General features: G+C 64.5%; 18 protein-coding genes. 5 read left to right on the forward strand and 13 right to left on the reverse strand.

Annotated features, from left to right (window positions below; all coding sequences use genetic code 11):
* Positions 1 to 32 precede the first annotated feature (32 nt).
* A complete protein-coding gene (locus tag FJV80_RS04715; RefSeq protein WP_095772463.1) occupies positions 33 to 326 on the reverse strand; it encodes a DUF2849 domain-containing protein in 294 nt (97 codons plus the stop codon).
* Positions 323 to 1,777 (reverse strand): siroheme synthase CysG, encoded by a 1,455-nt coding sequence (gene cysG, locus FJV80_RS04720; RefSeq protein WP_142875667.1) that lies wholly within the window; start codon positions 1,775 to 1,777, stop codon positions 323 to 325. Before cysG ends, FJV80_RS04715 begins: the two co-directional genes overlap by 4 nt.
* Before the next feature lie 382 nt (positions 1,778 to 2,159).
* On the opposite strand from cysG, the gene FJV80_RS04725 reads away from it, so the two are divergent.
* Both FJV80_RS04725 and FJV80_RS04730 read left to right on the forward strand, forming a co-directional pair.
* Entirely contained in the window at positions 2,160 to 2,609 is a 450-nt protein-coding gene (locus FJV80_RS04725) for a host attachment protein (protein ID WP_095772461.1), read from the forward strand.
* A 213-nt stretch (positions 2,610 to 2,822) separates the two neighbouring features.
* Positions 2,823 to 4,607 (forward strand): cation:proton antiporter, encoded by a 1,785-nt coding sequence (locus tag FJV80_RS04730; RefSeq protein ID WP_142875668.1) that lies wholly within the window; start codon positions 2,823 to 2,825, stop codon positions 4,605 to 4,607.
* Here the strand turns inward: FJV80_RS04730 and FJV80_RS04735 are convergent, their stop codons facing one another.
* Complete coding sequence (locus FJV80_RS04735) at positions 4,608 to 5,414, reverse strand: helix-turn-helix transcriptional regulator (RefSeq protein ID WP_142875669.1); 807 nt, start codon at positions 5,412 to 5,414, stop codon at positions 4,608 to 4,610.
* 102 nt (positions 5,415 to 5,516) lie between these two features.
* Between FJV80_RS04735 and FJV80_RS04740 the strand changes: the two genes are divergently transcribed.
* Positions 5,517 to 6,212 carry a zinc-binding dehydrogenase gene (locus tag FJV80_RS04740; protein ID WP_142875670.1) on the forward strand — a complete coding sequence of 232 codons (696 nt, stop codon included), beginning with the start codon at positions 5,517 to 5,519 and terminating at the stop codon, positions 6,210 to 6,212.
* Between the two features lie 25 nt (positions 6,213 to 6,237).
* On the opposite strand, the gene FJV80_RS04745 is transcribed toward FJV80_RS04740, so the two are convergent.
* The 9 genes from FJV80_RS04745 to FJV80_RS04785 all read right to left on the reverse strand — a co-directional run bounded on the left by FJV80_RS04745 (position 6,238) and on the right by FJV80_RS04785 (position 13,558).
* Positions 6,238 to 6,990, reverse strand: coding sequence for an SDR family oxidoreductase (locus FJV80_RS04745; protein ID WP_019861229.1), 753 nt, complete (start codon positions 6,988 to 6,990; stop codon positions 6,238 to 6,240).
* Between the two features lie 90 nt (positions 6,991 to 7,080).
* Positions 7,081 to 9,336: a transglycosylase domain-containing protein gene (locus FJV80_RS04750; RefSeq protein ID WP_142875671.1), complete on the reverse strand. Its 2,256-nt coding sequence runs from the start codon at positions 9,334 to 9,336 to the stop codon at positions 7,081 to 7,083.
* Between the two features lie 354 nt (positions 9,337 to 9,690).
* Positions 9,691 to 10,071 (reverse strand): hypothetical protein, encoded by a 381-nt coding sequence (locus FJV80_RS04755; RefSeq protein ID WP_095772457.1) that lies wholly within the window; start codon positions 10,069 to 10,071, stop codon positions 9,691 to 9,693.
* A 113-nt stretch (positions 10,072 to 10,184) separates the two neighbouring features.
* Positions 10,185 to 10,385 (reverse strand): hypothetical protein, encoded by a 201-nt coding sequence (locus FJV80_RS04760; protein WP_185975135.1) that lies wholly within the window; start codon positions 10,383 to 10,385, stop codon positions 10,185 to 10,187.
* A 187-nt stretch (positions 10,386 to 10,572) separates the two neighbouring features.
* On the reverse strand, positions 10,573 to 10,719 hold the full coding sequence (locus FJV80_RS04765) for a hypothetical protein (protein WP_019861232.1): 147 nt from the start codon (positions 10,717 to 10,719) through the stop codon (positions 10,573 to 10,575).
* Positions 10,720 to 10,744: 25 nt separating this feature from the next.
* Positions 10,745 to 10,999: a GlsB/YeaQ/YmgE family stress response membrane protein gene (locus tag FJV80_RS04770; RefSeq protein WP_142875673.1), complete on the reverse strand. Its 255-nt coding sequence runs from the start codon at positions 10,997 to 10,999 to the stop codon at positions 10,745 to 10,747.
* 192 nt (positions 11,000 to 11,191) lie between these two features.
* Entirely contained in the window at positions 11,192 to 11,389 is a 198-nt protein-coding gene (locus FJV80_RS04775) for a hypothetical protein (RefSeq protein ID WP_142875674.1), read from the reverse strand.
* Between the two features lie 85 nt (positions 11,390 to 11,474).
* Positions 11,475 to 12,095, reverse strand: coding sequence for a ribonuclease D (locus tag FJV80_RS04780; RefSeq protein WP_095787082.1), 621 nt, complete (start codon positions 12,093 to 12,095; stop codon positions 11,475 to 11,477).
* A 77-nt stretch (positions 12,096 to 12,172) separates the two neighbouring features.
* Complete coding sequence (locus FJV80_RS04785) at positions 12,173 to 13,558, reverse strand: M20/M25/M40 family metallo-hydrolase (protein WP_142875675.1); 1,386 nt, start codon at positions 13,556 to 13,558, stop codon at positions 12,173 to 12,175.
* Between the two features lie 420 nt (positions 13,559 to 13,978).
* Here FJV80_RS04785 and polA point away from each other — a divergent pair, with 420 nt between their 5' ends.
* Complete coding sequence (gene polA / locus FJV80_RS04790; RefSeq protein ID WP_185975136.1) at positions 13,979 to 16,942, forward strand: DNA polymerase I; 2,964 nt, start codon at positions 13,979 to 13,981, stop codon at positions 16,940 to 16,942.
* 31 nt (positions 16,943 to 16,973) lie between these two features.
* Here the strand turns inward: polA and FJV80_RS04795 are convergent, their stop codons facing one another.
* Entirely contained in the window at positions 16,974 to 17,378 is a 405-nt protein-coding gene (locus tag FJV80_RS04795; RefSeq protein WP_032931728.1) for a Fur family transcriptional regulator, read from the reverse strand.
* 244 nt (positions 17,379 to 17,622) lie between these two features.
* Between FJV80_RS04795 and FJV80_RS04800 the strand changes: the two genes are divergently transcribed.
* Positions 17,623 to 19,824, forward strand: a complete 2,202-nt coding sequence (locus tag FJV80_RS04800) for a caspase family protein (protein ID WP_246688901.1) — start codon at positions 17,623 to 17,625, stop codon at positions 19,822 to 19,824.
* The last annotated feature ends 16 nt before the right edge of the window (positions 19,825 to 19,840 follow it).

Consider the following 19,840-nt stretch of genomic DNA (forward strand, 5'->3'; position numbering starts at 1 on the left):
AGGGCGCGTCCGCCCGTTTCACTCAAACCTGGCTATGCCGCACGCTCGGCCTGCTTGCCGAGATCGCCGCGGATGGTCGGGCCGGCGGCGCGGATCTTTTCACGCAGCCGCACCGGCTCGACGACACCGTCGACGACTTCCGCGTCGATCAGATTGACGTCGACCACTTCATTGTCGGCATGAGCCTTGGCGCCGATCGCCTCGAGGCGATCCTCGGCCGCCTTGTCATGCGCAAGATCGGCCTGGCCCACCGTCTCGGCCCAGCCGCCATCGGCGTACCAGACGGCGATGCCATCCGTCAGGCGGTTGGCGGTCAGTATCTTCATGGCTGAACTCTCTCGCTGGTGGCTTTGGCCGCGCCTTCATTCCTGTGTGCTGCCGCAAGCGGTTCGGACCGTTCGAAGTTGGCGCCGGCGACCGCATCGCCAATGATGGTCATGACCGGCCCGGAAAGATCGCCACGCGCTTCCAGCGATGGCAGGTCGGCCAACGTGCCGTGGAAACGGCGCCGGTTAGCAAGGCTGGCATTCTCGACCACGGCCACCGCCGTGTCCGGCGACAGGCCGGCTTCGATAAGCCGGCCGGCAACCTCGGCAGCGACGGAGCGGCCCATATAGACGGCGACGGTGGCGCCGGAAATCGCGAGCTTGGCCCAGTCGGGCAACGAATTGCCCTTGAGGTCGTGGCCGGTGGTGAAGACCATGGACGAGGAGACGCCGCGCAAGGTCAGCGGCAGTTCGAAATCGGCGGCGGCGGCAAAGGCAGCGGTGACGCCTGGAACCACCTCATAGGCGATACCGGCATCGCGCAGTGCCGCCATTTCCTCGCCGGCGCGGCCGAACACCAGCGGATCGCCCGACTTCAGCCGCACCACGCGCTTGCCCTGCCGGCCAAGCTCCACCAGCAGCGCGTTGATTTCGGCCTGGCTCTTGCTGTGGCAACCCTTGCGCTTGCCGACCGGCAGGCGCTCGGCATCGCGGCGGCCCATGGCGACGACCGCGTCCGGCACAAGCGCGTCATGGACGATGACATCGGCTTCCATCAGCAGACGATGGGCACGCAACGTCAGCAGATCCTCGGCGCCCGGACCAGCGCCAACCAGCGCGATGTGGCCCGAAGCGGGTGCGTTCGATAGCAGAAGATCCACCGCCGCGTCATGCGCCTGCGACAGCTGGCCGGCTTCCATGGCATGGGCAGGCGCACCCTGGAAAAAGCTGTTCCAGAAGCGGCGGCGGGCATTGCCTTTCGGCAGCAATTTCTCGGCTGCCCCACGCAGGGAGGCGGCGAGCGTCGCCAGCGAACCGAGCGATGGCGACAGCATCTGATCGATGCGGCTGCGCAGCATCTGGGCCAGCACCGGGCCGGCGCCTTCCGTTCCGATGGCGATGGCGACCGGCGCACGGTTGACCAGCGCCGGAGTGAAGAAGTCGCAGAGTTCCGGCCGGTCGACGGCATTGACCGGAATGCCCAGTTCGCGCGCATCGGCTGCGACACGGCGGTCGAGCGCCTCGTCGCCGCTGGCGGCAAATACCATGACCGCGCCTTCCAGCTGCGAGGCGTCATAAGCTGCCGCGACATGGTTGGCGCCGGACTGGGCAACAAAGGCAAGCAGCTCCGGCTCGGCATTTTCGGCGATGATGCGTAGCACCGCGCTCGACTGTCCAATCAGCCGCGCTTTGGCGAGGGCTTCCTCGCCGGCGCCGACGATGGCCACGGCTTCGCCCTCGACCCGCACGAAGACGGGGAAGGCATTGAGCTTGGCATTGGCCTGCGGCATGGGAAAAGCAATCCAGGAACAGTGTCGCAGTTTTACGCCGGGGCGCGAAAAACCAGAAGCAAAGCACTCGCGCATCCTGTGATGGCAGGCAATCGCTTTTTCGCAACTGCGAAAGACAGGAGAAAAATATTCCACATCCGCGGTGCGGGCGGATTCACGTCCCTGAAGCGATCCTTGATTTCAGGTCTTTTTAGCCACCTGCCCTCTATCTGGCAAAACAGTTTTTTCTAATTTCTACCAATTCAGTAGATTAAAGTCGCCCACTCACGGATCGCCTGTTCAACCGTTGGCGGCACCGCCGTCGCTTCGCCGTAGGGGGGTGGAACGTTGCCGGGTTGATACGCGTTCCGAAGCGTAGCCATTCATCAAAAGGAGCGCTTTCATGGACACGATCAAACTGAGGCACGGCATCTGGGTCCTGGTGGCCGACGGTGAAAAAGCGCTCCTGCTCAAGAATGCCGGCGACAACAAGTTTCCAAATCTCGAAGTCGTGCAGGTGATGGAACAGGACAACCCGCCCACCCGCGAACAGGGAAGCGACAGCCCGGGCCGGTACAATGACGGCCCGTCCGTACACCGCAGCGCCGTCGAGGATACCGACTGGCACCGTATCGGCAAGGAACGCTTCGCGGAAGAGATCGCGGCCCGGCTCTACAAGCTCGCCCATGGTGGTGAGTTCGACAGCATCGTGCTTGTCGCCCCGCCGGTGATGCTCGGCGCCATGCGCAAGAAGCTGCACAAAGCGGTCGGTGACAAGGTGACGGCTGAAATTCCAAAAACCATGACCAACCACGCCATCTCCGAGATCGAGGCCATGCTGCAAGCAGCCTGACCGCAGGCGATGGATCCCAAAGCCAACGCAACAGTGAGTGCAAAAACGGACCGGCGGCCTCTCGGCCGCCGGTCGAGCATTTTGCCGCCGCACAGTCGATTTTCGCACCTGCGGGTTGCATCACCGTCACCCCTTCCACCATATTGCAAAACAGGCGGCGGCTTAGGGCGGCGCACATCCGACATCGCAAACTTGAAAGGCGCTCCATAGACAATGCCGCATGACACGCCCCTTATCGCCACCATCGTCGCCGGTCTGGGGCTGGCTTTCGTCTTCGGGGCTCTGGCCAACCGTTTCCGCATTCCGCCGCTGGTCGGCTATCTCGTAGCCGGCGTCCTGGTCGGGCCGAATACGCCCGGTTTCGTCGCCGATGCCGGCCTTGCCAACGAACTGGCCGAGATCGGCGTCATCCTCTTGATGTTCGGCGTCGGCCTGCATTTCTCGCTGAAGGATCTGTTGTCGGTCCGCGCCATCGCCGTGCCCGGCGCCATCGTCCAGATCGGCTTTGCCACGGCACTCGGCGCCGGACTGTCCTGGATGCTCGGCTGGTCGATGGGCGCGGGGCTGGTGTTCGGCCTGGCACTGTCGGTCGCCTCGACCGTGGTGCTGCTGCGCGCGCTTCAGGAACGCCGGCTGATCGAGACCGAACGCGGCCGCATCGCCGTCGGCTGGCTGATCGTCGAGGATTTGGCCATGGTTCTGGCGCTGGTGCTGCTGCCGGCCCTTGCCGGCGTGCTCGGTGGCCAGGAACAGGCGGATGTGCACTCGAGCGGCCTGCTGTCACTGCCGGCCAGCTACGGCATCTGGGGCGTCGTCGGCATCACGCTCGCCAAAGTCGCCGCTTTCGTCGTCGTCATGCTGGTGGTCGGCCGCCGGGTGATCCCCTGGATTCTGCACTACGTCGCCCATACCGGGTCACGCGAATTGTTTCGTCTCTCGGTGCTCGCCATTGCGCTCGGCGTCGCCTTCGGCGCGGCGAAACTGTTCGGCGTCTCGCTGGCGCTCGGCGCCTTCTTCGCCGGCATGATCATGAGCGAATCCGAGCTTAGCCACCGCGCGGCCGAAGAATCGCTGCCGCTGCGCGACGCCTTCTCGGTGCTGTTCTTCGTCTCGGTCGGCATGCTGTTCGACCCGTTCAGCCTGCTCAGCAACGGCCTGCCGATCCTGGCGACACTGGCCATTATCGTCATCGGCAAGTCGCTGGCGGCGTTCGTCATCGTCGTCGCCTTCGGCTATCCCCTGGCGACAGCCCTTATGATTTCGGCGAGCCTTGCCCAGATCGGCGAATTCTCCTTCATCCTGGCCGAACTCGGCGTCGGGCTGAAACTCTTGCCCGAACAGGGCCGCGACCTGATCCTGGCCGGCGCCATCCTGTCGATCGTGCTCAACCCGCTGATGTTCCTGGTCATCGACTGGATGAAGCCGTGGCTGGAGGCCCGCGCCGCCAGGACGGCGCCACCGCTGGACGCCAAGGCGGTCGGTCCGGCGACCGAGCCGGGCCAGGTCGCCTCGGTCGTCGCAACAGCCCAACAGGAAGGCGGCCCGCCGCCAAAGACGGCGCTTACCGGCCATGCCATCCTGATCGGTTATGGCCGTGTCGGCGGCCTTGTCGGCGCGGCGCTGAAAGAAGCAGCGCTGCCCTTCCTCGTCATCGAGGACGCCGACAAGACACTGGCCAAGCTGAAGGCCGATGGCGTCGAGAGCGTCGCCGGCAATGCCGCCAACGCCGAAGTGTTCGCCGCCGCCAATCCCGAAGGCGCCAGCCGGCTGATCCTCGCCATCCCCAATGCGTTCGAAGCCGGCCAGATCGTGCTCAGGGCGCGCGCCGCCAACCCCGGCGTCAACGTCGTCGCCCGGGCCCATTCCGATGCCGAGGTCGAGCATCTCAAGGGGCTCGGCGCCGACACGGTGATCATGGGCGAGCGCGAAATCGCGCGCGGCATCGTCGAAGAGGTGCTCGGTCACAAGCCATCTGCGACCGAACCGTCCGCCGCCTGATCACCGCACGAATGCGGACCCGCCATTGCGTGCGATGCTGCTGAGATACTGTGCGGGAGGCTTGCCGAGCGCCTTCTTGAACATGGTGATGAAGGCTGTGACGGACTCATAGCCGAGATCGCCCGAAACCCGCTGAACGCTGGCGCCCGAAGCCAGTTCCCTGATCGCAACGATCAGGTGCAATTGCTGGCGCCAGCGGCCAAAGCTCAAGCCTGTCTCCTTGACGACAAGACGAGCAAGGCTGCTCTCGCTGAGCGCGACACGCTTGGCCCATTCGGCCAGCGTGCTGCGATCGGCAGGATCGTTCGCCAGTGCTTCCGCGATCCGCTTCAGGCGCGGCTCGGAGGATAACGGCAGATGCAGTTGCTGGACAGGCATATCGGGCAGTTCGGCCAGCACGACGCTTCCCAGGAAAGCGCACCGCGCGTCATCAGGCGCGCAGTCCGACAGTTCGATGATCAGTTCGCGCAGCAGCGGCGAGATCGAAAGCGTGCAGCACCGATCCGGCAGCACAGCCGCGCCTGGCTCGATATAGACGAAGAAAATCCGCGCATTGGCCGTCGCGATGTTGCTGTGCTGCATGCGGCTTGGCACCCACACGCCGCAGTGCGGCGGCACCATCCAGAGGCCACTGGGCACGCGGCAGGTGACGCCGCCGCCAAGCGCGAAGACGAGTTGCCCTTTGCGATGCCAATGATCCGACACCTCGGCCTTGGTCTCGGTGACGTCGACGCGCACGGCGATCGCCGGAGCAAGGACGTCATCGACGTCGAAATCGAGCCATGGGTAGCGAAGCGGCTGTCTCATCATTGACGGTTTTTAGCGATGAATTGCCCTTACATCCAGATTGTTCGTCAGCACAAATCGATAGGCTTGGGTCGTTCTCGCCAATCGGCAAAGGTGTACCCCATGCTCGCCCTCACCATCTCTTCCGACAATGCCGTCAGACTGAAACTCGCCGAGGTGGACGAGCCACAGCCTTGCGTCCTGCCGGATGAGGTCAGCTACGTTTCCGCGGCCACGCTCCCCGTGGCGGGCACGACAGCGCTGAGGACCTTGCGCCATGGCGGTGATCTGGCCGGCCAACGGGTGCTGATCACCGGCGCGAGCGGTGCGGTCGGCCGTTTCCAGATCCAGATCGCCCGCGAACAAGGCGCCTCGGCGACGGCAATCGCCGCCGCCCGGCATGCCGGCGATCTCCGCGATCTCGGCGCCGAGCAGGTGGTCGAGGCGATCGAGCTGGCCGAGGGACCATTTTCGCTGATCACCGAGTCGGTCGGCGGCGAAAGCCTCGCCCGCGCGATCGAACGCGTCGCGCCCGGCGGGACCATCGTCATGCTCGGTTCAAGCAGTGGCGAGCTCACGCCCATCGGCTTCCGCCAGTTCGTTCCGGGCCATGAGGGGGCGCGGCTTCAGACCTTCGCCTACTACACGTCCGGCTCAGGCATTGGCGCCGATATCGCCGCGCTGCTCGCCCTGGCCGCGGCCGGCCGGCTGGAGACCCGCATCGCCTTGACCGTGCCGTGGACCGATATTGCCCAGGCCCTTGAAGCCCTGCGGCAGCGCAGCTTCAGCGGCAAAGCTGTTCTCACCATGGCCGGATGAGCAACCCCAGCCGAAGTCGGCTTGCTCACACGTGCTGGCCGCCATTGATGTGGATTTCCGAGCCCGTCACATAGGACGCCTGCTGCGAGCATAGGAAGAAGATGATGTCGGCGACCTCGGCCGTGGTGCCCAGCCTTCTGAGCGGGATCGTCTCGACGATCTTTTCCGTGCCTGGCGACAGGATCGCCGTGTCGATCTCGCCGGGTGCAATGGCGTTCACGCGGATGCCGTGCGGGCCAAAGTCATGCGCCATCTCGCGCGTCAGCGAGCCGAGAGCCGCCTTCGATGTCGCATAGGCGGTGCCGGCGAAGGGATGCACGCGGGTGCCGGCGATCGAGGTGACATTGACGATCGAGCCCTTGGCCGTCGCCAGCTCCTTGAACAGGCCGCGCGCCAGCATGATCGGCGCGAAGAAATTGACCTGGAACACGTCGCGCCAGACATGCATCGGCGTGTCGATCGAGTTCATGCGGCTGTTGCCGTCCTTCAGCTTGGGCGAAATGCCGGCATTGTTGACCAGAGCATTGAGCTGGCCGCCATGTGCTTCCAGCCGATGGCGGATTTCCGAGACGGCGATGCCGACATCTTCCTGATCGGCAAGGTCGACCTTGATGTGGTCCTCGGGACCTGCCGGCCACGGGCAATCCTCGGCGAAAGCCTGACGCGAACAGGTGATGACGCGCCAGCCCTCGCGCGAAAAGCGCTTGACCGTGGCATGGCCGATGCCACGGCTGGCGCCGGTCAGCACGATGGTTTTTCTGGTGTCGAGTTCGGCCATGTCACGGTCTCCGGCCGGAGGTGTAGCCGAACACCGTGGCGCTGGCGAGAGGCGGATTGACGCCGCTGCGAACCGCCGGGGCGATCGCCGTCAGCCGCCGCCCAGAATATCCAGGATCGAGGTCTGCTTCCTCTTCTTCAACGGACCGCCAACATTGCCCGGCGGCACCGGATGGCCGACCGAAGCAGTGGTGCCATCATCCGCTGGCATGTTGAAGCCATCCGCGTCGACGGTCTGGGCAGGCCGCGCCACCCGGGCCGGCGCCGGCGCCTGGGTTGCCTGTGCGGCTGGCGCCTGCTGGCCAACCGAGGCTGACGGAACCGGCGCTGGCTGGTTGTTGTCGGCCGACGGTATGTCGTCGGGCACTATCGTATCGGCCGGCGTCGACTTCCAGGTGCCGGGCAGCGGCCGCACCGGTACGCCTTCATGTGCGGCAACCATGAATTCGTGCCAGGCCTGCGCCGGCAGCGCGCCGCCGGTGACCTTCTTCATCGCCGTGCCATCATCATTGCCGAACCACACACCGGTGGTGAGATTGGCGGTATAGCCGACGAACCAGGCATCGCGCGAATTCTGGCTGGTGCCCGTCTTGCCGGCCGACGGCCAGGCGAAGGCCGCCTTCTTGGCCGTGCCGACCTCGACGGTGCCGGTCATCATCGAATTCATCATGCCGACGATCTCGGGTTTCACCACACGCGGTGCGCTGCCGCCGGCGCTGTCGTAGAGCACCTTGCCCTCGGCGGTCGTGATGCGGCGGATGAAGTGGATGTCGGGCTTGTAGCCGCCATTGGCGAACGGCACATAGGCCGACGTCAGCTCCAGCGGCGTCACTTCCGAGGTGCCGAGCGCGATCGAGGTGTTGGCCTGCAGTTCGGACTGGATGCCCATGCGGTGCGCCGCTTCCAGCACCGCGTTCGGCCCGACCTCCATGGTCAGCTGCGCGGCGACCGAGTTCAGCGACTTGGCCAGTGCCGTCGCCAGCGTGACCTTGCCAAAATACTTGCCGCCGTAATTGTCCGGCGTCCAGTTGCCGATCTTGATCGGCGCGTCGTTGCGGATGCTGTCGGGCGTGCGGCCGGCTTCCAGTGCCGCCATGTAGACGAACGGCTTGAACGCCGAGCCGGGCTGCCGCCGCGCCTCGGAGGCACGGTCGAACTGGCTGGTCGAATAGTCGTAGCCGCCGACCATGGCGCGCACCGCGCCGGAATCGTCGATCGACACCAGCGCGCCCTGGGTGACGTTGAGCTTCTTGCCGCTTTCGTCGATCAGCCGGCGGATCGACTGCTCGGCGAGTTTCTGCAGGTTCAGGTCGACGGTGGAGTCGATGACGATGTCGCCGCGCACGTCGCCGATCAGGTCGGGCAGTTCTTCCATGATGGTGTCGGCGACATAGTTTTCCGAGCCGGTCCAATAGGACGGCGCGCGCGTCGCCGGCGCGCTGAGCGCCGTCTTCAGCTCCTTGTCGCTGATCTTGCCCTCTTCACGCATGGCCGCGAGCACGAGCTGCGAACGCTCCTCCGCGGCCTTCGGATCGCGCGCCGGCGACAGCCGCGACGGCGCTTTCAGCAAGCCCGCAAGCAGCGCCGCTTCCGAGAGCGTGACGTCACGCGCGCTCTTGCCGAAATAACGCCGCGAAGCCGCCTCGACACCAAAGGCGCCGGAGCCGAAATAGACCCGGTTGAGGTACATTTCGAGGATCTGGTCCTTGGTGTGCTTGTGCTCCAGCCACAGCGCCAGCAGCACCTCCTGCACCTTGCGCTCCAGCGTGCGGTCGGGCTTCAGGAACAGATTCTTGGCCAATTGCTGCGTCAGCGTCGAACCGCCCTGCGAGAAATGCCCACCCATGAGGTTGGTCACCATGGCGCGCGACAGGCCGATCGGATCGACGCCGAAATGCGAATAGAACCGGCGGTCCTCGATGGCGATGACGGCTTCGGGAATGTAAGGCGACATTTCGTGCAGGCCGACGGCTTCGCCGCCGCTCATGCCCCTGTTGGCGAGCAACTGGCCATCGGCCGAGACGATCTTGATGTTGGGGGCACGGTCGGGGATCGACCAGGTGGTGGCCGCCGGCATCTTGGCGCCGTAATAGACGACGACGCCCGCCACCGCGATGCCGCCCCAGATGGCAAGCACGAAGCACCAGTAGAACAGACGGCCGAGCACGCCGAACAGGCCGCGCCGGCTCCTGCCGCGCCCACCGCGCGACGATTTGCGTTTTGCGGAGGCTTTGCGGTTGCTCGGCACGACGCGGTCCTCCTCGCTCACCGAAAGACCCGGCTGGGATCGCGCCTGCGGCGGTCCCTCGAAACTGGGCTCGATGCGGCTGTCTCTGCGGTTCGCCATGCGCTGCGCTTGCTGTCCCCGGTGCCAATGGCGCTCCGGTTGCAGAGTAGATGCGGCGATTTAAGGGCGGGTTAAGTCGGAAAAATTCGAGGCGATTGATAATCAAATGCCTTGGGCCTGCGGTCATCGCGTTGTTCGAGCCCCTGATTTTGGTGCTGGCAAACGATCGCGCCCGCCGCGATGGAACAATCCTCGCCGTGGCATTTTGTCCGGGCGCCAAGGCCCGAACCATTCTCAGCCGTGACCCAGGCGGTCGCGGACATGTTCCATGTTGGGGCGCGATCGCAAATGGTCGCGGCTACGCGTTCGACCGCACCCCAAATCACCCGTCACCAGGCAATCACCTGGTGGACATCAGCCGATCGCCGCACGAACCGAGAGCGCTGCCCTCGACGATTGCATAACCTCGCCGACATGGCAGTAGCAGACGATCTCGTGCAGTTGGTGGTCGGTCAGCTCGAAGAATCGCTTGGCTTCGCCATAACTGTCGTCTTTCAGACCCTCGTCGTGCAATATGGGGTCAGTGAAGGCAACCGCTATCGGCGAGCTATCGGCTCGCATGACATCGCGTTCCGCCGGCGCGCGGTATTCGGTCCCGGCAAGCGCCATCAGGAGCCGGCTGGGCTCACGTTCAAGAAGCTCGGCCCAACGTATGAGACGTTGGGTTCGGCTCATTACCAGCTGTGTGTTGACCTCGGCCACTGCATGCAGTTGGTCTAGTGTTTGGTGTTTCATGGCAACCTCCTAGCAATAGGTTGGTTGATCCCAAACGCCCTGTATCCGCATTATAGCGCCAGAGCGCCGATCCGTCATTCTAATTCCATGCCGGGATAATGGCGCTTCCGGGACTACGCCGATGCAATGGCCCCGTCTTGCCGGCAGTTTTCAACTCCTCCGCGTATCGACGACAGCGCGAAAAGGGCCAGCGTCTGCTCCTCGCAGGTCATCGCCACGACGCTGTTCGACCGGTCGATATCAAGGCCTTTCGGGCGGCCTTCCTCGGGGCTGGCCCTGCCGCGCAGGAAGGCGTCCTCGTCGAGCATGGTCACCTAGCGCGCCGGCGTGCGATGCCCGCTCCAGTCACCGTCGCCGTCATAGACATCCACCATCCGGCTGCCGGCGACGGCGATGTGCCGATCATGGCCTGTAAAGCGCACGCCATGCGGATGGCCGGCGTGCTGCAGGACGCCGGCGCGCCCGGTGTCGGGCCTGACGCCGCGCCCCGTCGACGGGAACTCAGTTCTGCTGGATCGAAATGCCCTTGTCGTCGATCTTGAGTTCGACGCCCTTCGGCTTGGTCTGCTCGCGGTAGACATAGACGCCGAGCGCGATGACCACGACGACGAGCGCGCCAATGATGAGGTAGAGCGTATTCTGCTTCATGGCGCGCCCTTTGTCGTTTCGAGCCTCAGGCTCGTTTCAGGACCTTGACCAGCACCAGAAGGATAATGGCGCCGATCGTGGCGTAGATGATGGAAGCGATGATGCCGCCGCCGATGGAGAAGCCGATCCGCGGTAACAGCCAGCCGGCGATGAACGCGCCGACGATGCCGACGATGATGTTGCCAATGAGGCCGAAGCCGAAACCGGAAACGATGAGACCGGCAAGCCAGCCGGCGATGGCACCGATGATGATGAAGACGAGAAGGCTTTCTACGCCCATGGCGATTTCCTCCGAGCAAGGGGGCGAGCGCGGAGCGAAAGGCTCCGAATCGGCCCCGATATCAACGGCTTCAGGCTATTCGAAAGCAGCTGGCCCCGCCAGCGGCGCTCGCTGGAGCAATTCCAGGAAAAGGGTAAAGCGGTTTTTCCCGGGAAAAGCGCGCAGCGCTTTCCCTCGGGGATTGCGTCAAAGCTAATCGTCGTCGCTGGAAGCGGGCCGCCAGCTGGTCGGCTCGACCTTCTTTTGCGTGTGGCTGTCGGTGTAGACCCACCAGCCATCATCGCGATATTGCCCGATGGAATCGTTGATGACGCCGTCGCCGTCCTTCCAGGTGACTGTGACCTTGGAGCCATCGGTCGGCGCGGTTGCAATCGGCTTTCTGTCGGCCATATCATCCCCTTTTCCAGCCCACAGAAACGCGACGGCTGGCATCTGGTTCCCAACCGGCCGTCGGGCGCGGATGTCGCGAAGGCGGTCAGCTGTGCGCGAAGATATCCTCTTCGCCCCAACCCATCAGGTCAAGCTTGGCCCGCGTCGGCAGGAAGCGGAAGCAGGCGTCGGCCTCCTTTGTCCGCCCCTCGCGCGCCAGCCGCCCGGCCAGCACATCCCGCAGCCGGTGCAGATAGAGCACGTCGGAGGCGGCATATTCGAGCTGCTCGGGCGACAGCGTTTCGGCCGCCCAGTCCGAAGATTGCTGCGCCTTGGACAGGCCGACGCCGAGAAGCTCGAAGCAGATGTCCTTCAGCCCGTGCCGGTCGGTATAGGTGCGGGTCAGCCGCGAGGCGATCTTGGTGCAGAACACCGGTTCGGGCATCACCCCGAAGGCATTGTAGAGCACGGCAAGATCGAAGCGTCCAAAATGGAACAGCTTCGTCACGCCGCGGTTCTTCAGCAGGCTGACGAGGTTCGGCGCCTTCTTCTGGCCGGGTGCGATCTGGATGACGTCGGCGCTGCCGTCGCCAGGCGATATCTGCACCACGCACAACCGGTCGCGATGCGGGTTCAGACCCAGCGTCTCGGTGTCGATGGCCACCGCCCCGACATTGTAATGCGAAAGGTCGGGCAAATCATGCTTGTGGAAACGGATGTCGGCCATGGTCTTCTCCGGTCGCAGCGTTCCCCGTCCTCGCCGCGATCCGGTGAAAAATCAACAGGAAAACGTCTTTTCGCCGCTCAGCGCGTCAGAGCATCGAGAATACGGGCCCAGGAGCGCTGGCCCTTGTGGAAGGATGAGAGCTCATATTTCTCGTTGGGCGAGTGGATGCGGTCATCGTCGAGGCCGAAGCCGACCAGCAACGATTCCATGCCGAGATAGGTCTGGAAGTCGCCCACCACGGGGATCGAGCCACCGCTGCCGGTCGTCACCGCGGGCTTGGGCCATTCGTCGGACAGCGCGGTCTTGGCCTTGGCCAGGAATGGCGAGTCGTAGGAAAGCTGGATCGCCGGCGAGCCGCCATGCGGATGGAATTCGACCGAGCAGTCGGCCGGAATGCGCTCCTTGACGAATTTCTGGAAGGCGGCGCGGATCTTGGCTGGATCCTGTTTGTGAACGAGGCGGAACGACACTTTTGCCGAAGCTTCCGCCGCGATCACCGTCTTGAAGCCCTTGCCGGTATAGCCGCCGATGATGCCGTTGAACTCGGCGGTCGGCCGCGCCCATGTCAATTCCAGCACCGAGCGGCCTTTTTCGCCCGACGGGATGGACAGGCCGACAGGCCCGAGGAAGGTCTCGGCCGTTTCGCCGAGCGTCTCCCAGGATTTCAGCACCTGCGTCGGCGTTTCCTCGACGCCGTCATAGAAGCCCGGAACGGTAATGTGGCCATCCTTGTCGTGGATATCGGCCAGCACCCTGGCCAGGATGCGGATCGGGTTGGCGGCGGCCCCGCCATAGAGGCCCGAATGCAGGTCGCGGTCGGCGGCCTTAACCGTGATCTCCTCGCCGACCAGCCCGCGCAGCGCCACGCAGATCGAGGGCGTGTCGCGATCCCACATCCCGGTATCGCAAACCAGCGCGAAATCGGCCTTGAGCTCCTCGGCATTGGCCTCGAGGAACGGTTTCAGCGACGGCGAGCCGGATTCCTCCTCGCCCTCGAACAGGATGGTGACGCGGCACGGCAGATTGCCATGCACCTGCTTCCAGGCGCGGCAAGCCTCGACGAAGGTCATCAGCTGGCCCTTGTCGTCGGCCGCGCCGCGCCCGGTGATCACCTTGTGGTCGGGTCCGAGCTGCTTGATGGCAGGCGCGAACGGATCGCTTTCCCACAATTCGATCGGGTCGACCGGCTGCACGTCGTAATGGCCATAGAACAGCACATGCGGCGAACCGGCCGGCCCCTCGTGATGCGCAACCACCATCGGGTGTCCCGGTGTGTCGCGAACGCTGGCGTCGAAGCCGACCAGCTTGAGCTCCGCCACCAGCCATTCCGCCGCCTTGCGGCAGTCGGCGGCATAGGCCGGATCGGTGGAGATCGACTTGATCCTGAGCAGGCCGAACAGGCGTTCCAGGCTCTGGTCGAGATTCTGGTCGAGACGGTCGAGGACGGGGGAAACTGCGGACATGTGTGAAGCCTTTCGATTCAGTGCCGGAACCGTAAAGGCAGAGTGGGGAAACGAAAAGCCCGGGACGATTGGACCACGGCGCGAGTCGGCTGCCGCAGGCCAAAAAAGACCGCCGTGGTGGAGGGGGAACCACGGCGGCCTCATACTCGAAACGATGCGGCAGCCCGGAGAGGGGGGATAGGCTGCCGCAGTTGTCCGGGATAGGCGGGGGACGGGCCTTGCTCCGGACTTCGGCGAAAACTGCCGATGAGGTCTATTTGGGTCTCTGAACGTGGCGATTCAAGGGCACCAACGTTACACTTTTGTAACGTGCCCGTGATCGGGCCTGCATCCCCCGGTCTGTCAGGGTGTTGACGGAACCGATACCTGGCAATGTGTTTGGCATGGACCAAGCCACCGCGCCGCGCTATCCCTGCCGGCATGAAAAAAGGCGATCATCTCTTCCTTATCGACGGCTCCGGCTACATCTTCCGGGCCTACCACGCACTGCCGCCGCTGACCCGCAAGTCTGACGGCCTGCCGGTCGGAGCCGTTTCCGGTTTCTGCAACATGCTGTGGAAGCTGATGCAGGATGCCCGCAACACCGATGTAGGCATCGTGCCGACGCATTTCGCGGTCATCTTCGACTATTCCTCGAAAACCTTCCGCAACGATCTCTATCCCGAATACAAGGCCAACCGTTCGGCGCCGCCTGAAGACCTGATCCCGCAATTCGGCCTGATCCGCCAGGCGACCAAGGCGTTCAACCTGCCTTGCATCGAGATGGAAGGCTTCGAGGCCGACGATCTCATCGCCACCTATTGCCGGCTGGCCTGCGAGGCCGGCGGCGACACCACCATCATCTCCTCCGACAAGGACCTGATGCAGCTGGTCGGCGATACGGTCGGCATGTACGACCCGATGAAGGACCGCCAGATCGGCATCCCTGAGGTCATCGAGAAGTGGGGCGTGCCGCCGGAGAAGATGGTCGATCTGCAGGCGCTGACCGGCGATTCCGTCGACAATGTGCCCGGCGTGCCCGGCATCGGCCCGAAAACCGCGGCGCAGCTGCTTGAGCAGTTCGGCGACCTCGACGCACTGCTCGCCCGCGCCGGCGAGATCAAGCAGGATAAGAGGCGCGAATCGATCATTGCCAACACCGAAAAGGCGCTGATCTCGCGCCAGCTGGTAACGCTGAAGAACGACGTGCCGGTGGCCGAGGGGTTGGACGACTTCATCCTGCACGCGCCGGATGGGCCAAAGCTGATCGGCTTCCTCAAGACCATGGAATTCACCTCGCTGACCCGCCGCGTGGCCGAAGCGACCGGCACCGAGGCCGGCGACGTCCAGGCCGTCGCGGTGACCGTCGAGCGCGCCGACAACGCCCACGGCCCCGATGTCGGCGCCGGAGCGCCGGCTGTGGCCCGCGGCAGTGCCGAGACGGGCCAGGCCAACGGCGAGGCAACCGCCGCACCGACGGCGGACAAGGCCAAGCAAGGCGATACTCCTTCCCTGCTCTCAGCCTTGCGGCTGGAGCGCGCGGCAACCAGCAAGATCGACACGGCGGCCTATCCCTGCATTCGCGATATCGCGACCTTGAAAGCCTGGGTCGCCGAGGCGACGGAGGCCGGCATTGTCGCCTTTGACGTCAGGGCCACCTCGTCCGATCCGATGCAGGCCGAACTGATCGGCCTGGCTATGGCCACGGCGCCCGGCCGCGCCGCCTACATTCCCTTCGCCCACAAGAGCGGCAATGGTGACCTGCTCGGCGGCGGCGCGCTCGAAAACCAGATACCTCTCCGCGAGGCGCTGGCGGTGCTGAAACCGCTGCTCGAGGACAGGTCGGTCCTCAAGATCGCGCAGAACCTGAAATACGATCTCGTCATCATGAGCCGTTACGGCATCGATGTCGCGCCGTTTGACGACACCATGCTGATCTCCTACGTGCTCGATGCCGGTACCCCGCACGGTCACGGTATGGACCAGCTTGCCGAGAAATGGCTTGGCCACACCCCGCTCCGGCTCAAGGACGTGACCGGCTCCGGCAAGAGTTCGGTCGGTTTCGACCAGGTCGACATCGACAAAGCGACGGCGCACGCCGCAGAGGACGCCGATGTCACGCTGCGGCTCTGGCTGGTGTTGAAGCCCCGGCTTGCGGCCAAGGGCCTGGTGTCGGTCTATGAGCGGCTGGAACGGCCGCTGGTGCCGGTTCTGGCGCGCATGGAACAGCGCGGCATTTCGGTCGACCGGCAGATACTGTCCAGGCTGTCAGGCGAACTGGCGCAGGGTGCTGCCCGGCTGGAAGAAGAAATCTACCAGCTCGTCGGCGAGCGCATCAACATCGGCTCGCCCAAGCAGCTCGGCGATATATTGTTCGGCCGCATGGGCCTGCCCGGCGGCTCCAAAACAAAGACCGGCCAATGGTCGACCTCGGCGCAGCTGCTCGAAGACCTTGCAGCCGAGGGCCACGAACTGCCGCGCAAGATCGTCGACTGGCGCCAGCTGACCAAACTGAAATCGACCTATACCGATGCGCTGCCCGGTTTCATCCATCCCGACACCAGGCGCGTCCACACCTCATATGCGCTGGCCGCGACGACGACAGGCCGGCTGTCGTCCTCCGATCCGAACCTGCAGAACATTCCGGTGCGCACCGCCGAAGGCCGCAAGATCAGGACCGCCTTCATCGCCGACAAGGGCAACCGGCTCGTCTCGGCCGACTACAGCCAGATCGAACTGCGCGTGCTCGCCCATGTCGCCGAAATCCCGCAATTGCGGCAGGCTTTCGCCGACGGCGCCGACATCCACGCCATCACCGCGTCGGAAATGTTCAACGTGCCCGTCGAGGGCATGCCTTCGGAAGTCCGCCGTCGCGCCAAGGCGATCAATTTCGGCATCATCTACGGCATCTCGGCCTTCGGCCTCGCCAACCAGCTGTCCATTCCGCGCGAGGAGGCCAGCAACTACATCAAGAAATATTTCGAGCGTTTCCCCGGCATCCGCGACTATATCGAGGAGACCAAGGCCTATGCCCGCGAGCACGGCTTTGTCGAAACCATCTTCGGCCGGCGCATCCATTATCCCGACATCAGGTCGTCCAACCCTTCGATCCGCGCGTTCAACGAACGCGCCTCGATCAACGCCCGCCTGCAAGGCACCGCCGCCGACATCATCCGCCGCGCCATGGTGCGCATGGAGGAAGCGCTGGACAAGGCCAAGCTGTCGGCCCGCATGCTCCTGCAGGTGCATGACGAGCTGATCTTCGAGACGGTCGAGGCCGAAGTCGAGGCGACGATCCCGGTCGTGCGCCATGTCATGGAAAACGCGGCGATGCCGGCGGTGTCTATGTCGGTGCCACTGCATGTTGATGCGCGGGCGGCGAACAACTGGGACGAGGCGCATTAGCGCCACCGCTTCGTCCTACGAAGAGAAGACCTTAAGCCGCCTCGGCCCGGCACTTCGCGCACGTCCCGCGAAACTCGATCACCGCCTTCTTGGCGGCGAAGCCGGTCGAATGGACCCATTCGTTCAGCCGGTGGTCGACGTCGTGGTCCGACATCTCGGTCACTTGCCCGCACGTGTCGCAGATGGCGAAGGCGGTCATCGAATGGCTGTGATCATGCGGTTCGGCACAGGCGACGAAGGAATTGATGCTTTCCAGCCGGTGCACGAAGCCGGATTTCACCAGCGTGTCCAGCGCGCGATAGACCTGCAGCGGCGCGCGAAAACCGCGTTCGCGCAACTGGTCGAGCAAGGTGTAGGCGCTGAGCGGCCCGCTGGCGGTCTCGAGCTTCTCGAGCACGCACAACTGGTTCTTCGTCAGCACATCCCTTGCCGCCATGGTCCGGTTCCAACTTGTCCTGCGCCATCTCCAGGCTGCTTGCCCGCGAAAACCGCCTGATCCCATTCAGATAGCGACGAACCGTCGTCTTTGCTACTCTTCTGTTGTTGTCCCGGACCGATCGATAACGTGCCGGCGCATTGACGACGGCAGGCTTGATGGCGCAGCGACATTCAAAATACTGACAAAATCCTCGACGAGGGTGGTTTCGCTTGGGAAATTCGATCGGGCTTGGGGAAGCAATATGATCAAATTGACACGCCGGACGCTGCTTGTCGGCACGTCCGCGCTGATGGCGGCCGGTACGCCCTCGTTTCGGGCGCTTGCGGCATCGCGCACCTATCACGCGCTGCTGGTCGCCTGCACCGAATATCCGGCCCTGCCACAAAGGAACTGGCTGATCGGGCCGAAGAACGATGCCGGCCTGGTGCATGAGTACCTGCTGAAGAACGTGCCCGACCCCGTGCGCTTCGCGCCCGAGAACGTCACGCTGCTTGCCAAGGACGTGCCCGGCGCCAAAGGCCTGCCGACCCATGCGGCGATCAAGGCGGCGCTCGCCGACCTGGCGGCCAAGGTTCAGCGCGACGATTTCGTCTATCTGCATCTGTCCGGCCACGGCGCCCAGCAGCCGGAAAGGGTCAAGGGCGACGAGACCGACGGGCTCGACGAGATCTTCCTGCCCGTCGACATCGAGAAATGGATCAATCGCGATGCCGGCGTGCCGAACGCGCTGGTCGACAATGAGATCGGCGATGCGCTCGACGCCATCCGCAACAAGGGCGCCTTTGTCTGGGCTGTCCTCGATTGCTGCCATTCCGGCACCGCGACACGCGCCGTCGAGGTCGATGACGAGTTGGAGCGCAAGGTCGAATTCGCCGACCTGGTCGGCGGCGACGAGGCCGCCAGGGCGGCCGCCGTCAAGGTCTATGAGGACACGGTCGCAAGCCCCTCGCGCGGCCTCGACGAGAATGGCGCGCGCAAGCCCGCCTTCAACCTGACGCCGACTGGCGGCGAAGCGATCACCAAGGGCAAGCTGGTTGCCTTCTATGCCGCGCAGACGGTGGAGACGACGCCGGAGATGCCGCTGCCCAAGGGAACGGCGGATGCGCCGCGCTTCGGCCTGTTCACCTTCACCATCCTGTCGAAGCTCGCTGAAAACCCCAACGTCACCTTTCGCCAGCTCGGCCAGGCCGTGCTGCAGCAATATTCGGCCGACAGCCGCACCCGGCCGACGCCGCTGTTCGAGGGCGAACTCGACGCGCGCGTCTTCGGCACCGACAAGACCGACGCCGTCATGCAGTGGCCAATCGTCGTCAAGGACGGTGAGGCGACGATCGGCGCCGGCCTGCTGCATCGCCTCACGCCTGGCAGCAAGCTTGCCATCCTGCCCTCGGCGCTGTCGTCGCTGTCCGATGCGGTCGGCTATCTCGAGGTGGAGTCGGCCAAGAACCTTGAAAGCCGCGTCAAGCCGGTCGAGTTCGAGAAGAAGCCGGCACTCAAACTGGCCGACATTCCTGCCAACGCCTATGCGCGGGTGGCGGAGATCGCCGTCGACTACAGGCTCACGGTCGCTCGGCCGGCCGCGACCAAGGGACTCGAAAAAGAAACCGAACTGGTCAATTCGGTTCTCGACGAGCTGGCCACGGCCAAGGAAACCGGCTTCTACATCGAACTGGTCGACCCGGGCAAGAGCGCCGAGCTGCGCTTCGCGGTGATGCGTGAGAATGCCATTGCGGGCGTCGGCAAGGACGCCAGCGACAAGCCGGCCCTGTGGTTCCTCCCGGCGTCGGGCGACGTGACGCTGAAGGACGGCAGCAGGCCGTCGCTGATTATCATCCACCCGGACGACCGCCAGAAGCTGGCCGACGCCACGACCAGGAATTTGCGCACCATCTACCGCGCCACCGGGCTGTCGCGGCTGGCGGCCGCCTCCGACTACAAGCCCGCGGATGTCGACGTGCAGTTCCAGGTCAAGCGCCGTGACAAGGACGGGCTCGAACCCTTGCAGGCTTCCGCAGTGCCGCGCGTCTCGCCGGGCGACGAGGTGCATGTGCTGGCCAAGAACAGCTCGGACCAGCTGGTCGACATCAACGTGCTCTATGTCGGCAGCGACTATTCGATCACCCACATCGTCGCCGAACGCCTGGCCCCGCAGGCCACGCTGGAGGAAGGGCTGCTCGCCTTCACCGACACCAGCTTCGGCATGGAACGGATGATCGCGGTGCTGACCGAGGCGCCGCCGGAAAGCGAGAAGGAAGATCTGAGCTTCCTGGCGCAGGACGGCGTCGCGGCGATGACGCGCGGCCTCGGCCCTGCCAGCTTCTCCGACATGCTCGCCGATATCGGCATGGCGCCGCCGACCCGTTCGGTGATGCGGCTTGCCGGCAAGAGCGGCCCGAAGGGGGCAGTGATGATCTTCCCGATGGAGACGGTGCCGCGCGCCTGAGCTTCGGCCCCAAGGC

The sequence above is a fragment of the Mesorhizobium sp. WSM4310 genome, assembly GCF_007003935.1.
In the GTDB taxonomy this organism is placed as follows: Bacteria; Pseudomonadota; Alphaproteobacteria; order Rhizobiales; family Rhizobiaceae; genus Mesorhizobium.